Annotated in this window: 13 protein-coding genes; 6 read left to right on the top strand and 7 right to left on the bottom strand. The window is 67.8% G+C overall.

The features are described from left to right. Nucleotides 1-4 precede the first annotated feature (4 nt). Entirely contained in the window at nt 5-1,699 is a 1,695-nt protein-coding gene (gene hutU, locus I8N54_RS06485; RefSeq protein ID WP_140193337.1) for a urocanate hydratase, read from the top strand. Here hutU and I8N54_RS06480 read toward each other — a convergent pair. Genes I8N54_RS06480 through I8N54_RS06450 form a run of 7 tightly spaced genes read right to left on the bottom strand, consistent with a single transcriptional unit; the run spans nt 1,696 to nt 9,456 of the window. Beyond that, entirely contained in the window at nt 1,696-2,415 is a 720-nt protein-coding gene (locus I8N54_RS06480; protein ID WP_140193338.1) for a GntR family transcriptional regulator, read from the bottom strand. The two genes, hutU and I8N54_RS06480, sit on opposite strands and share 4 nt — an antisense overlap. Nucleotides 2,416-2,456: 41 nt before the next feature. Further along, nucleotides 2,457-3,392, bottom strand: coding sequence for an ABC transporter permease (locus tag I8N54_RS06475; protein ID WP_140193339.1), 936 nt, complete (start codon nt 3,390-3,392; stop codon nt 2,457-2,459). Beyond that, nucleotides 3,389-4,489 carry an ABC transporter permease gene (locus I8N54_RS06470; RefSeq protein ID WP_140193340.1) on the bottom strand — a complete coding sequence of 367 codons (1,101 nt, stop codon included), beginning with the start codon at nt 4,487-4,489 and terminating at the stop codon, nt 3,389-3,391. Before I8N54_RS06470 ends, I8N54_RS06475 begins: the two co-directional genes overlap by 4 nt. Beyond that, on the bottom strand, nt 4,486-6,030 hold the full coding sequence (locus tag I8N54_RS06465; protein ID WP_140193341.1) for an ABC transporter ATP-binding protein: 1,545 nt from the start codon (nt 6,028-6,030) through the stop codon (nt 4,486-4,488). The genes I8N54_RS06470 and I8N54_RS06465 overlap by 4 nt, the downstream gene beginning before the upstream one ends. 59 nt (nt 6,031-6,089) lie before the next feature. Continuing rightward, nucleotides 6,090-7,130, bottom strand: coding sequence for a BMP family lipoprotein (locus I8N54_RS06460; RefSeq protein WP_140193342.1), 1,041 nt, complete (start codon nt 7,128-7,130; stop codon nt 6,090-6,092). Between the two features lie 2 nt (nt 7,131-7,132). Further along, on the bottom strand, nt 7,133-8,116 hold the full coding sequence (locus I8N54_RS06455; protein ID WP_140193343.1) for a nucleoside hydrolase: 984 nt from the start codon (nt 8,114-8,116) through the stop codon (nt 7,133-7,135). Further along, nucleotides 8,113-9,456, bottom strand: a complete 1,344-nt coding sequence (locus I8N54_RS06450) for an amidohydrolase family protein (protein WP_140193344.1) — start codon at nt 9,454-9,456, stop codon at nt 8,113-8,115. The genes I8N54_RS06455 and I8N54_RS06450 overlap by 4 nt, the downstream gene beginning before the upstream one ends. A gap of 166 nt (nt 9,457-9,622) precedes the next feature. Between I8N54_RS06450 and I8N54_RS06445 the strand changes: the two genes are divergently transcribed. From I8N54_RS06445 to I8N54_RS06425, 5 genes are read left to right on the top strand one after another with little or no spacing between them, the layout of a single operon-like run. Continuing rightward, complete coding sequence (locus tag I8N54_RS06445; protein ID WP_140193345.1) at nt 9,623-10,537, top strand: cytidine deaminase; 915 nt, start codon at nt 9,623-9,625, stop codon at nt 10,535-10,537. Next, nucleotides 10,534-11,283, top strand: coding sequence for a creatininase family protein (locus I8N54_RS06440; protein ID WP_140193346.1), 750 nt, complete (start codon nt 10,534-10,536; stop codon nt 11,281-11,283). Before I8N54_RS06445 ends, I8N54_RS06440 begins: the two co-directional genes overlap by 4 nt. Beyond that, nucleotides 11,271-12,266 (top strand): LacI family DNA-binding transcriptional regulator, encoded by a 996-nt coding sequence (locus I8N54_RS06435; RefSeq protein ID WP_140193347.1) that lies wholly within the window; start codon nt 11,271-11,273, stop codon nt 12,264-12,266. Before I8N54_RS06440 ends, I8N54_RS06435 begins: the two co-directional genes overlap by 13 nt. A 5-nt stretch (nt 12,267-12,271) precedes the next feature. Next, on the top strand, nt 12,272-13,018 hold the full coding sequence (locus tag I8N54_RS06430; RefSeq protein WP_140193348.1) for a glutamine amidotransferase: 747 nt from the start codon (nt 12,272-12,274) through the stop codon (nt 13,016-13,018). Continuing rightward, entirely contained in the window at nt 13,018-14,868 is a 1,851-nt protein-coding gene (locus I8N54_RS06425; protein ID WP_197097483.1) for an adenine deaminase, read from the top strand. Before I8N54_RS06430 ends, I8N54_RS06425 begins: the two co-directional genes overlap by 1 nt. The last annotated feature ends 50 nt before the right edge of the window (nt 14,869-14,918 follow it).

Genomic DNA, 14,918 nt, shown 5'->3' with positions numbered 1-14,918 from the left:
TGACATGACCAACCCGCGCCACAACCTCCGCGACGTCTACCCGCCGACCGGCCCCGAGCTGACAGCGAAAAGCTGGCAGACGGAGGCGCCACTCAGGATGCTGATGAACAACCTGCACCCCGACGTCGCCGAGAACCCGCACGAGCTGGTCGTGTACGGCGGCATCGGACGCGCCGCGCGGACGTGGGACGACTTCGACGCGATCTGCGACAGCCTGCGCGGGCTCGAGGCGGACGAGACGCTCATCGTGCAGTCAGGCAAGCCGATCGCGGTGATCCGCACCCATGCCGAGGCGCCGCGCGTGCTGATCGCAAACTCCAACCTCGTGCCACACTGGGCAACGTGGGAGCATTTCAACGAGCTCGATAAGAAGGGCCTCGCCATGTACGGCCAGATGACCGCCGGGTCCTGGATCTACATCGGCACGCAGGGGATCGTTCAGGGCACGTACGAGACCTTCGCCGAGGCGGGGCGCCAGCACTATGGCGGCGACCTGACGGGCCGATGGATCCTGACCGCCGGCCTCGGCGGCATGGGCGGGGCGCAGCCGCTCGCCGCGGTGATGGCGGGGGCCTGCTGCCTGGCGGTCGAGTGCGACGAGACCCGCGCCGATTTCCGCATCCGCACCCGCTACTGCGACGCCAAGACCCGCGACCTCGACGAGGCGCTCGCCATGATCGCCCGCTGGACCGAGGCCGGAGAGGCGAAGTCCGTCGCCCTGATCGGCAACGCCGCGGAGGTCTTTCCCGAACTGCTCCGCCGCAAGCTGGCGGGCGAGGCGTTGCCGAACGGCGGGCCCGACATCGTCACCGACCAGACCTCCGCGCACGATCCGCTGCACGGCTACCTCCCGCTCGGCTGGTCCGTGGCGGACTGGCGCGAACGACAGGAGAGCGACCCGAAAGCGGTGGAGTCCGCCGCACGCGCCTCGATGAAAGCGCATGTCGAGGCGATGGTCGGTTTCTGGAACGCCGGCACGCCGACCGTGGATTACGGCAACAACATCCGCCAGGTCGCCAAGGAGGAAGGGTTCGAGAACGCCTTCGCCTTCCCCGGCTTCGTGCCCGCCTACATCCGGCCCTTGTTCTGCAAGGGGATCGGCCCGTTCCGCTGGGCCGCGCTGTCCGGCGATCCGGAGGACATCCACAAGACCGACCGCGCCATGAAGGAGCTTTTCCCCGAGAACGAGCACCTGCACCGCTGGCTCGACATGGCCTCCCAGCGCATCGCCTTCCAGGGCCTGCCGGCACGGATCTGCTGGATCGGGCTTGGCGACCGGCACCGGGCGGGGTTGAAGTTCAACGAGATGGTCGCCTCGGGCGAACTCTCGGCTCCGGTGGTGATCGGCCGTGACCACCTCGACAGCGGCTCGGTCGCCTCCCCCAACCGCGAGACGGAAGCGATGATGGATGGCTCCGACGCGGTGTCGGACTGGCCGCTGCTCAATGCGCTGGTGAACACGGCGTCGGGCGCGACTTGGGTGTCGCTGCACCACGGCGGCGGCGTCGGCATGGGCTTCTCGCAACACGCAGGCGTCGTGATCTGCGCCGACGGCACGCCCGAAGCGGCACGCAAGCTCGAACGGGTGCTCTGGAACGACCCGGCCTCGGGTGTCTGGCGGCACGCGGACGCGGGCTACGAGGAGGCGATCGACTGCGCACGCGAGCATGGGCTGAAGCTGCCGCGCATCCTCGGTTAACCCTGCGGCGCGAACTCCGCGACGAGCTGGTGCGCCTCGCCGGGATAGAGCAGCCGGACATGGGTCACCCAGTCCTCGCCGATCGTCGTCTCGCGTAGCACCTCGAGGCAGGCGGTCCCGGCTGAGAGCGCGAGCGTCCTGGCGTCCCGCCCCGCGACGTTGACCGCGCGCACACGGTGACGGGCGGCACTCCACGGCATCGTCCGCAGCAGCCACTGACCGGGCACCGTCTGCGCGAAATCCTCGTCCAGCGCACCGGCTGCCACGCGCAGGTCGATGGCCCGCGTCTCGAGGCAGAAGGGCTCGCCCCTCGCCAGGTGCAGACCGCGGAGCAATAACACCTCGTCTGCCGCGTCCTCGGGCGTCAGGCTCAGCAGTGTCCGTTCGGCCGCGCTCAGTCGCTTGCGCTCCGCGCTTTCCAGCCGCCACTCGTGGCGCAGGCCAAGCGCGGCGACTTCCTGCGCGATGTCGGTGATCTCCATCACCGCAGACTGGCCGCGGGGCTGCGCTACGAAGGTGCCGCTGCGCTTGCGCCGGACGATGAAGCCATCCCGCGCGAGGTCGGAGAGGACGCGGTTCATCGTCATCCGCGCCACGCCGTGCGCCTCGGCGAGCTCCGTCTCCTTCGGCAGGCGGGTGCCGGGGGTCAGTTCTCCGTCGACGATCCTGCGGCGCAGGTCCTCGAAGATGCGGGCGTGAAGCGGTTCGGTCGACATGCCATTAGTCTAGACATGTCGACCCGCCCGGCCAAGCGTCCCTAGTGGGTGGCGACGCCCCGCGCCTTCAACGCCCGTTGCGCGCGGATCGAGAACAGGATCAGCGCGATCACGGTGACGAGGAACGGGATCGTCTGGATCAGCTCTCCGGGGATCCAGTTGAACAGGTTCGGCATCACGATCGACAGCGCCTCGAACACCCCGAAGAGCAGCGCGGCGAGCAGCGCGCCCACCGGGTGCCGCGCGCCGAGCAGGACGGCGCCGAGCGCGATGAAACCCCGCCCCGCCGTCATGTCCCGCGTGAAGCCGATGTAGTTGAACATGGCGAGCTGTGCGCCGCCGAGCCCCGCGAAGGCGCCCGACGCGACCAGCGACCACATCCGCACACCGGTGACGTTGATCCCCGCCGCCTCGGGCGCAGCCGGATATTCCCCCACGCCCCGCAGCCAGAGACCGCGCGGCGTGCGGTAGAGAAAGTACCAGACCGCGAAGACGGTGAAGCCCGCCAGCCAGCTCAGCAGCGAGTGGCCCGACAGCAGGTTCAGGACGGGGATGTTCTCGAGGAACGGCAGCTCCACCCGCGGGATCGATTTCGACGGCAGGTTGATCGAGGTGCCCTTGTCGCCGCCCGTGGCGAGCGCGAGGATGAAGACGGTGCCGCCGGTGGCGAGGATGTTGACCCCGAAGCCGACCAGGATCACGTCCGCCTTCAGCCGCAAATGGAAGAACCCCATGAGCGCGCCGAGCAGCGCCCCCGCTCCGCAGCCTGCCAGCACCGCGATCCACCAGGGCGCGTAGACCGATACGATCACGGACGTCAGCGCCGCGATCAGCATCATCCCCTCGAGCGCGACGTTCAGCGCGCCCGACAGGTCGGAGATCAGCCCCCCGATCGTTGCGAACAGCAAAGGTGTCGTCGCGCGGATGACGGTGACGAAGAAGGTGACGGAAAAGACCGCCGCAATCAGCTCGGTCATGTGCCCGGAGCCTCCGTCTTGGCCGCCTGCCCGTCACGCCGCATCAGGCGGGCGAAGAGCTTCTGGCCGGGGAAGGTGAATTGCGACGCGACCAGAAGGATGATCAGCGCCTGTACGACGGCCAGCATCTCGGTCGGCACGTCGGAGCGCAGCCCCATGAACTGCGCCCCCTGACGCAGGTAGCCGTAGGCGATGGCCACGACGGGCACCGCCAGCGGCTTGTTGCGCGCGACGATGGCGACGAGGATCCCCTCGAACGCGAGGTTGGCGTCGAAGTCGATGGCGATCCGCCCGAAGGCCCGCCCCTGCACGTAGACCGAGCCGAGCAGCCCGCCGATCGCGCCGGACACGGTCATCGCCGAGACCATGATCGCCTTCGACGGAATGCCGGCATATTCGGCGAAGCGGGCGTTGTCGCCTACGAGGCGCAGCTTCAGCCCCCAGGCGGTCCGGAAGATCAGGAACCAGACGACACCGACCGCGATCAGCGCGAACAGGATGCCGAGGTCGAAGCGCGTTCCCGGGATCAGCGCCGGGTAGATGGCCGCGTCGGGGAATTCCGGGCTCATCAGCTGCCCCGACCCCTCCGGCGCGAGGTGGGCCCGCACGATCCAGTTCACGACGCGGATCGCGATGTAGTTCAGCATCAGCGAGGAGACGATCTCGGACGCGCCGAACCTTGCCTTCGCATAGCCCGGCAGGAACCCGTAGGCCGCGCCGGCCAGCATCGCCGCCAGCATGCCGAGCGGAATGGCGAGCCATGTCGTCCCGATCGGCGACAACGCCACCAGCGCGGCGAACAGGCCGCCCACGTAGACCTGCCCCTGCGCGCCGAGCGAGAACTGCCGCGCCTGAAAGACGAGGCTGAAGCAGAGCCCCGTCAGCGTCAGCTTGGCCACATCGTCGATCCAGAGGCCCCGCGTCCGCGCGCTTCCCACCGGCGCCGTGAGGAACGTGTGGAACGCCTCCATCGGCTCTTCCGAGGTCAGCAGCACGATCACGAAAGCCACCACCAGCGCGATCAGCAGCGCCGACAGCGCCCGCGCGCCTTCCCTGAGGAAACTGTTCAGCTTGTTGGGTTTGCGGTCCGCACTCATCGCAACGCTGCCTTCATCACTGCCTCGTCCTGCGTTTCCGCCCCCAGCATGAAGGAGCCGAGCGTCTCCGCCGTCAGGTCCTCGCTGTTGTGGAAGGCCGCCACGATCCGTCCCTTGTAGAACACAACCAGCCGGTCGGAGAGCGCGAGCAGCTCGCTCAGATCGGCGGAAGACAGCAGCACCGCCGCACCACCGTCGCGCGCATCCGTGATGCTCTTCCAGATGAACTGCGTCGCGCCGAGGTCGACGCCCCGCGTCGGCTGGTTGACGAGCAGCAGCTCTGGCTGTTCCGCCAGCTCGCGCGCGACGACCACCTTCTGCATGTTGCCGCCCGAAAGCGTGTTGATCTTGAACTCCGGTCCCCCGACCCGGATCGAGAACCGCTCGATCAGCGTCCGCGCGTTCTCACGGATCGCGGCCCGGTCGAGCAGCCCTTTCCTCACGAAGCGCGGATCGGACAGCCGCGTCGCGACAAGGTTCTCGGCGGTCGAACTGTTCACCGCCAGCCCTTCGGCCAGCCGGTCCTCGGGGATGGAGGAGACGCCCATCCCCCGCCGCTCCAGCACCGACAGCCCGAGCAGCGACCGATCCTTCAGCCGGATATCGCCCTTCGCGGCGGAGCGCAGACCGGCGACCGCTTCGAGCAATTCCGCCTGCCCGTTGCCTTCGACCCCGACGAGGCCGACGATCTCGCCCTCGTGGACGTTGAGGCTCAGGTCCTCCGCCAGCGTCACACCCGTGTCGGCCTTCAGCGTCAGTCCTTCGACCGTGATGGCGCGTGGCCCGTCATGGGTGGAGCGGTCGACTCGCAGCGCCACTTCCCGACCCACCATCATCGATGCAAGCTCGGGCTCGGTCACCTCGGACGAGGCGACTTCGCCCACCGTCTTGCCGGCCCGCATCACCGTGATCCGGTCGGAGATCGCAAGAACCTCCGGCAGCTTGTGGGCAATGAAGATCACCGTGCGCCCCTGCTTCACCAGCGAGCGGATCGCCGTGAACAGCTCCTCCACTTCCTGCGGGGCCAGCACGGCCGTCGGCTCATCGAGGATCAGGATCTTCGCCTCGCGATAGAGCGCCTTGAGGATCTCGACCCGCTGCTGCTGCCCCACCGGCAGCGCGCGGGTCTGCGCCTCGGGATCCACGCGCAGGCGGAACTGTTCGGACAGCTCCCGCACCCGCTTGATCGCGGCGGCCCGGTCGAACCGGACGCCCGCCGCAGGCTCCGACCCCAGCACGACATTTTCGTACACCGAGAAGGACGGGACGAGCGAGAAATGCTGGAATACCATGCCGACGCCCCGGTCGATGGCGTCCTTCGGCCCGTCGAAGCGGGCCTCCTGTCCATCGACGACGAGCGTGCCCTCGTCGGGCTTCTCGATGCCGAACAGGATCTTCATCAGGGTGGACTTGCCGGCGCCGTTCTCGCCGACCACGGCATGAACCTCGCCTTCGTTCACGGTCAGCGACACGCCGTCGTTCGCGACGGTGCCACCGGGATAGATGCGGGTGATCCCGCGCGCCTCGATGATGCGGTTCAAACTCGCCTCCTGCCCGGCGGAGTGGTGCCGCGCCCGACAGGCGCGGCACCGGGGAAGGATCACATCACGGAGTCGACCGTGATCTCACCGTTGATGATCTGCTGTTCGATCTCGTCGACCTGGGTCCGGACCTCTTCGGGCACGCTCTCCATGTAGTAATCGTTCTTGGAGATCCCGACGGCCCCGTCGGCAAGGCCAAGCAGCAGCGTCGTGCCGTAGGCGGCCGTGCCGTCCAGCGTCTGCTCCAGAACGTCGAACAGGCTGTCGCCGATCTTCTTCTCGACGGAGGTGAAGATCACGGCGGCCTGCTCCGGATCGGAGGGCTCGAAAATCTCGGCCTGGTCGCTGTCGACACCAACGGCCCACATGCCCTCATCCCGCGCGGCCTGCAGCGCGCCGATGCCTGTGCCCCCGGCGATCGGGAACACCACGTCGACACCCTGGCTGAACTGGGCGAGCGCCAGTTCCTTGCCCTTCGCCGGGTCGGTGAAGCTGCCGGCGACGGCGCGCGTCACTTCGACATCCGGGTTGGCAGCCATCGCGCCTTGCTCGAAGCCGACGGCGAACTCGACCACGGTCGAGCCCTCGACGCCGAGGATCTCACCCAGCTTGCCGGTCTCCGAGATCATCGCGGCGGCGTAGCCCGCGAGGTAAGCGGCGGTCGAGGTCTTGTAGGTGATCGCGATGATGTTGCCGAACTCTCCGGTGGAGAAATCGGGCGTGTCATCGAACAGGATGAACTTCTGGTCCGGATAGTCCGGCGCGAGGTCCTGCATGAAGCCGTTCATCTCCCAGGTGCCGGCGATGATGACGTCGAACCCTTGGTCGGCCGCGTCGGCGAGTGCCGGCTCCCAGCGGCCACGGTCCAGCCCGGCCTCGATGATCGTCACGTCGACCGGCAACTCCGCTTCGGCCCGCTCCATCCCGGCGGCGGCGGAATCGAAGAAGCTCTTGTCGCCGAGCGTGCCGTGCAGCACGAGCGCGACCTCCATCGGATCGTCGGCGGTGAATTCCTGCGCAAGCGCGGGCATGGCGGCGCCGGACAGCGCCGTGCAGAGCATCAATTGCGCCGCGCGGCGGCGGGTGAACTTCATGGGCATTCTTACTCTCCTGCTGGCTGAGCTTCTTTTTGTCGTGACGGATGCCACCGGACGGAGGCGGCGTAGATCTCGGTCAGGCGCGCGACGTCGCCGGTTTCGATGAAGGTGACGGGCGGCGTGCCGAGGCGTCGTGACGGATCGACCAGCGTCATCCCCCGCGTCAGCCCCGGCGCCAGCGCAACGGCGCTGCTCGCGTCGGTCGTCGTGCGGATCAGGTCCGGGTCAATCACCACCGCGGCCGCGAACGGATCGACGAAGCGGAACACGTCGTCGCCACCGTAGCTCACCGCGACATGGCGCGATCGGTCGGCGATCGCCTTGTTGAACTTGCCAAGCGGCGTGTCGGCATGACCGTCGAACAGCAGATCCATCGCCGCACCGTCCACGAAGTGGCTCACGCAGGGTTCCCAAGGCACGATCAGGGTCGGGATGTCGGCGCGGAGCACGATGTCGGCGGCTTCCGGGTCGGCGTAGATGTTGAACTCCGCCGCCGGCGTGGTGTTGCCGCGTCCGTAAACGGTTCCGCCCATAATGGTCAGTTGTCCGATACCGGACGCAAGTCCGGGATCAAGCGTCAGCGCGACCGCGAGGTTGGTCAGGGGCCCGATCATCAGCAGGTCGGTCTTGCCACCCTGCTCCATCTGGCCCGATATCATCTCGCGCAGGAATCCGACCGCGTCGGTTCCCGCGATCGGCGGCAGATCCGCCGGGATATCCGCCCCGCCGAGGCCGTCCTCTCCGTGGACATGCGTCGCGTTCACCATCGGCTGCGACAGCGGTGCAGACTGGCCGGAGATGACCGGGATCTCCGCCGCTTCGCAAAGCGCGAGAACCGCCTGCATGTTGCGCGTCGCGAGCTCCAGCGGCACGTTGCCGAAGACAGTCGTAACGGCGACGGGCCGCACGCCGTGGGCCAGCAGCATAACCAGCGCCTGCGCGTCGTCGATCCCGCCATCGGTGTCGAGGATCAGGGGATTGCGGCTCATGCGACCTCCGCCATCTGCGAGACACGTGTCCAGTAGTCCGCATAAGTTTTCGAATATTCGGCCCGGATGTCCTCAAACGGACGTCTGACCAGTTCCCGGTCGCGCACGATCTGCTCCCCCGCGATCCAGCTGTGCCGCAGGTCCCGCCCCGAGCCGGAGTAGACCAGCGCCGCCTCGACCTCCGGCACTTCGGACCAACCCGCGCCGCGCATGTCGAAACAGGCGAGGTCGGCGGACTTGCCGGCTTCGATGGAGCCGATCTCGTGATCGAGGCCGAGCGCCTTCGCCCCCTCGATCGTCGCCATCCGCACGAGCTCTCTCGCCGGGATCGGTTGCGCCTTGCCCTGGCGGTGCGACGCCGCGTGCCCCGCCATCCGCATCTCCAGCACCATGTCGTAGGCGTTGTTCGCCGCGACGTTGTCGGTGCCGAGCGCCACGGTCACGCCGGCCGCGCGCAAGTCGACGACCGGGCAGATCATCCCCCGCCCCGACCGGAACCCGGCAGACGCACATTGAACGACCGACGCCGCCTCCGCCCGCGCGAAAACCGCGATGTCCTCAGCCGAAAGGTCGAGGCAATGCGCAGCATGTACCCGCCCCTTGAAAAATCCCGCCTCTTCAAGAGCCTGGCTGGCACTCTTGTCATAGCGGGCCAGCGTGATCTCGTTGTCCTCGGGCCCCGCCGCCATGTGCAGATGCAACCCGCAGCCAAGCTCGGCCGCCATGGCCACCTCGTCCTGCAGGAGCGCCTCGGAATTGTCGACGTAAGGTGCGTGGGGGCCGAACCACGGCACGATCCGCCCCTCGGCCCGCCGCTGGCGACGCACGAAGTCCGACGCGGCGGCAAGTTCGGAGATGCCCCGCTCCCGGTCGCCCAACTCCACGATTCCGTAGGCGATGACGGCCCGAAGCCCGGCGCGTTCGACCGCTTCGGCGATCTCTTCGGCAAAGAAGTACTGCTCGCAGAACGTCGTCGTGCCCGACAGAGCCATCTCCGCGCAGGACAGCGCGACCGCCGGCCCGACGTCGCCCGATTCCATCGCGAGTTCGGGAAGCCGAATCGTGTCGTACCAGCCCTCCATCGTGAGGAGCGAATGCCCCTCCGACCGGCCCCGGAACAGGACCATGGCAGCATGGGTGTGGGCGTTCACCAACCCCGGCATCAGCAAGTGACCGGCAAGGTCATGCACCTCGTCGAAGCCGCTTTCGTCCGGGCGATCCGCGGCCTTCCCGCAGCCGGAAATTCGTCCATCCACGACCGTTACCCAGCCGGAATCGTAGCACGTATTTTGTGCATCGACCGTCAGGACCATGGCGTTGTGAAGGAGAGCAGAACTCATTTGACGGGGCTCGGTAAAGCGATTTACTAGTAGGATAATCGCGAATGTGCAGGCGGTGTCAAATGCAATTCGATCACATGCCGGCGTCGGTCAGGCGCCGCCCCCGGTCGCCCAAAAAACCGGCAAACTGCCCGGAGCGCCTGCGCGGGCGCAACGGAGAATCCTGATGGCGCTTCAGGACTCCCCCTTCCCAAGGGACGCCGGGATCCCGGATCGCCTCGCCTCCCGCGATGTGACCGGACTGCTCTCCGCCGCCCGGTCCGCCATGAGTCGGGGACTGATTCTTGAACCCGCGAAGACCGAAGATCTGGTCACGCGATTCGGCCTGGAGAGCCGGGAGGAGCTCGGCCTCCACCTGCTTCCGCTGGCGCGTGAGATCGCGGCGCCACCGATCTCCGATTTCCATGTCGGCGCGGTCGGAGTGGCGACCGACGGGACCGTCATTCTCGGCGGAAACCTCGAATGGCCGGGGACCAACCTCGGCTTTACGTTGCATGGCGAGGGCTTCGTCGCGATCCGCGCGCATCACCTCGGCCTCAGGCTCGCCACGCTCGCCATCACCGAGGCGCACCCCTGCGCCCATTGCCGCCAGTGCCTTGCCGAACACGCATCCGGTGAGACGCTGATGATCGTCGACCCGCACGGGCACCGGCTTTCGCTGTCCGACCTCTACCCCTGGCCGTTCTCCCCGACAGCCCTCGGGCAGCCGGGTGCGCTGCCGGAGAAAACGTTGCCGGTAACGATTACAGGCCATTGTCCGGAACCGGTCAGAGACCTGCTGACCGCGGAGGCCGGCCGCGCGCATGCGCCCTACTCCGGGTCCGTTTCCGCACTCGTGCTCGATACCGGGCAACTGTCTGTTTGCGGGTTCGTGATCGAAAGCGTCGCCTTCAATCCGACGATCCAGCCAGTCATGTCCGCATTCGTACAACTGATCGCGAATGGCGGACGTCCATCCGATGTCAGACAGGCATGGCTGCTTCAGCGCGGCGGATCCGTCGACTATGCCGCGCCGACGGCGGACCTGCTGGGCAAGGTCGCGCCCGGCGCGGCACTCCACCTTCTGGACTGGCCGGCATGAAGCTGGACTACGCTCAGATGACATGGGGCGAGGCCGGCGGAGCGAGCGACCGGCTCGCCATCCTGCCGCTCGGCGCGACGGAGCAGCACGGCCCCCACCTGCCACTGACAGTCGATACGGTGCTCGCCACCGGCGTCGCCCGTGCGCTTGCCGACCGGATCGGCGCAGTATGTCTGCCCCCGATCACCTATGGCGACGCATGGAACAACGAGGCGTTCCCCGGCACGATTTCCCTGTCGCCAGAGACACTTGCCGCCGTCATCACCGATGTCGGACGAGGCGTCGAGCGGATCGGTCATCCCGCGCTGATCACGCTGAACGGTCATTTCGGAAACCGGGGCCCAGCGGCAGAGGCAGCGGTGCGCTTGGCCGATGTCGGCTTGCCGGTGCTGGCGCTCGACTATCCGGGGCTTGAGGACATCGCGGCAAGGCATTGCGACAGCATCCCGGCCGGAAACCACTTCTTCCATGCCGACGAGGTCGAGACGTCGATGATGTTCGCGCTCGCGCCCGACGTGGTGCGGCTCGACAAGGCCGCGCCGGAATATCCCGAGTTTCCGGAAGATTTCGGCACCCGCCCGATGCAGCTGAGAGAGTTCAACGAGAGCGGCGCCTTCGGCGACCCGCGCCCCGCTACGGCCGAAAAGGGCGCCGCGATGATCGCCGAGATCGTGGAGAATTGCCTTCCCCTCATCGCGGCCTTCTGCGAGGAAAACCGCATCGGAGCCCCGGCATGGCCACGCTGAGCGATGTCGCGCGGATGGCGAATGTCTCGCCCGCGGCGGTCTCCCGGCACCTGAACGGACGGATCAAGCTGCCCGCGGCGACCCAGGCGCGGATCGACGCCGCGATCAAGGCGCTCGACTACCGGCCGAACCTGATGGCCAAGCGCCTCTCGACCGGCCGGACCGAGGCGATCGGCCTCGTGACACCCGAGATCTCCAACCCGTTCTTCGCCGAACTTGCCGCAGTGGTCGAAGATGAGGCCGCAAGCCACGGATATGATGTCTATATTTCCTCCACTCGCGGTGATGCCAGTCGCGAGGTAACCGCCACCAAGCGGTTGCGCGACCGGCATGTCGACGGGCTCATCATGATGACGAACCGGGCCGACGACGGCACCCTGGCGAGGGCGCTCGACGGGCTCGGCAACCTGGTCATCATCGACGAGGACATTCCCGGCGCCGCGCAGTCACGCATCTTCGTCGAGAACCGCGCCGGGGGGCGGATCGCGACCGAACATCTTGTCGCGCTCGGTCATCGCGACATCGCCACGGTCACCGGCCCCGCCGGCGTGATGAGCGTCGTCGAGCGCGAACAGGGCTGGGCGGACGCGCTGGACGCGGCGGGCCTGCCGCGCGGTCGCGTCATCGCCGGAGACTACAGCCGCGCGTCCGGTCGGGAGGCGGCGCGCCAGCTCCTTGCCGAAGGCCCGCTTCCGACCGCGATCGTGGCGGCCGCCGACGATATCGCCATCGGCCTGATCGAAACGTTCCGAGAGGCCGGCATCGACGTGCCCGGCGACATCTCGATCACCGGGTTCGACGACATGCGCTACTCCGCCCTCGTCGCACCGGCGCTGACGACGGTACACCAGCCGGTCGCCGAGCTCGGCCGCCTCGCCTTCTCACATTTGCGCGCTGTGATGGACGGCAAGCAGGTCGAACCGCTCGTCCGGCTTCCGGTGTCGCTGACGGTGCGCAATTCAACAGCAAAACCAAGGAGCTGACTGCCATGCCTCCTCCCCGTGCGCTGCTTGCCGGCGAAAGCTGGACCACGCATTCGATCCACCAGAAGGGCTTCGACAGCTTCACCACCACCGACTACCAAGAGGGCGGCGGCTGGCTGATCGCCGCGCTGGAAGGTGCCGGGTGGGAGGTCACCTATCAGCCGGCCCATGTCGCGGCACGGGACTTTCCCTTCACCGCAGACGGGCTTGCCGCCTTCGACGTCGTGATCCTGTCCGACATCGGTGCGAACACCCTGCTGCTTCACCCCGATACATTCGTGCGCGGTCAGGCCACCGGCGACCGGCTCACCGCGATCCGGGACTACGTGGCGGGCGGCGGCGGCTTCATCATGATCGGCGGCTACCTCACCTTCCAGGGCATCGATGCTAAGGGCCAGTATGCCGGAACGGCGATAGAGCAGATCCTGCCCGTCACCCTGTCCCGGCACGACGACCGTGTCGAGGCGCCCGGCAGCGTCACGCCTGACGCCCGCGCCCACGCGATCACCGAGGGACTCGGCGACTGGCCGGCGCTGCTTGGCTACAACCGGCTGACCGCCAAACCCGAGGCGGAGGTCATCGCGACGGTTGGCGACGACCCGCTGCTCGCCCTCGGCCAGTTCGGCGAGGGGCGCTCGGTCGCTTTCGCCTCGGACTGCGGCCCGCACTGGGCCCCGATGCCTTTCGTGGAATGGGACGGCTACGCGCCGCTGTTCTCGCGGATGGCTGGTTGGGCGGCGGGGAGGCTCTGATGGACGACCTGTTTCTCGACCCCAAGGAAGAAGTGGCGATCCGCCAGAGGCTGACGCTCGTTGCGCTCGGCAAGGCACCGGCGGACCGAGTGCTGCGGGTGGGTCGGCTGCTGGACGTGCACGGGCGCGAATGGCTCGACGACCAGGAGATCGTGATTGCCGGCAAACGCATCGCGTGGGTCGGCCCCGCCGGCACTTGGCCCGGCGCGGCGGCGGAGCGGCACGACCGCCCCGACCTGATGGCGGTGCCGGGCTTCGGTGAAGCGCACAAGCATATCGAATCCACTCACCTGACGCCCGAATGGGACGCCGCGATGGTGATCCCGCGCGGCTGCACCTGGACCTGCGAGGCGAGCCACGAATTCAGCAACGTCGATGGCCCCCACAACCTCGACTTCTGGCTGATGGCGCGTCGCGCGGGAATGCCGAACAAGATCTTCCCCCTCCCCGGCTCGGCCGTTCCCCCGACGGGCTACGAATCGAGCGGCGGCTGGTTCGGCGGCCCCGAGCAGACGGCATTCATGGCTCACCCGATGGTCGCCGGCCTCGACGAGGTGATGGACTGGCCCGCCGTCTGGAACCCGGAGAACCCGGCCTACGAGCGGCTCTGGGGAATGATCGGGGCGACCTTCGCGGGCCGTGGCGTGGTCGAGGGTCACGCCGCCGGCCTGACCGAACTGCCGGAGATCAACGCCTTCGCCGCCGCCGGCCTCGCCTCGGACCACGAGGGGCGCGGCGCGCGGGAAGTCCGCGAAAAGCTGCGCCGGGGCCTGTTCTGCGAGATCCGCCCGCAGTCGATGGAAGAGATCTTCGCAGGCCTTATCGCCGAGGGCCAGCAGGACTGGAGCCAGTTCGCGCTGATCACCGACGACCGATCGGCATCGGACACGATCCGGATGGGCGCAACCGACTACAATGTCCGCCTCGCGATGAAATGCGGCATTCCGCCGGAGGTCGCGATCCAGATGGTCACGATCAACCCCGCCCGTCACATGCGCCTGACGCCGTGGGTCGGCTCGCTGGCGCCCGGACGCTTCGCCGACGTGGTGCTGCTGTCGGACCTCGAGACACTCGACATCGCGGAGGTCTGGGCGGACGGGCTTCAGGTGTCAGAGGGGCCGCGATACATCGGCGAAGTCGCGAAGATCAACTACCCCGACTGGGCGACCCGGACGGTGAACCTGCCCTTGCCGTTGAGCCCCGCGGACTTCGCCATCCTCGCGCCCGAAGATCGCATCCAGATGCAGGCCGCCGTCCTGCGGCCCTTCCACTGGTGGGACGATTTCCTCGAGGCCACGCTGCCGGTGATCGACGGCGCGGTGCAGCGCGACAGGGACCAGAACATCACCAAATTCGCCATCGTCGACCGCTATTCCGGCACCGGTGGCGTGGCGAAGATGTTCTGGAAGGGGACGGGCCCGGCGACCGACGACACGGCGCTCGCCTGTTCGGTCGGCCACGACAGCCATAACATCTGGTGTGTCGGATCGTCGGACGCTGCGATGGCGCAGGCCGTCAACGCGCTGCGCGAGATGCAGGGCGGCTGGGCGCTCGTCGTGAAGGGAGAACTCGCCGCGACTGTGCGCTACGAGGTCGGTGGCCTGATGACCTGCCGTTCGGCGGAAGAGCTCGATGCCGAGATGCAGGCGCTCTACAAGGCCGCCGAACAGGTCGACTGGATGTGGGAGCCGACCGCGACGCCGCGTTGGCCGAAGGGCATGCCCGAACGGCTCGCCTTCGCGACGCTGACCTGCGCGCCGTGGCGGTGGGTGCTGGTCGCGCCGAGCCCCCGGGCTCCGGAAGGCTTCGTCAACGTCACCAACGGGAAAACCCACCCGATCGTCTGGTGACGCTCCCGGTCATCTGGCCGGAAATACCTCCGGGGGCGCGGGGGCAGAGC

It is taken from the genome of Pelagovum pacificum (assembly GCF_016134045.1).
Taxonomy (GTDB): Bacteria; Pseudomonadota; Alphaproteobacteria; order Rhodobacterales; family Rhodobacteraceae; genus Oceanicola; species Oceanicola pacificus_A.
The sequence above is the reverse complement of the archived record's forward strand: the minus strand, read 5'-3'. Positions and strand labels throughout refer to the sequence as shown.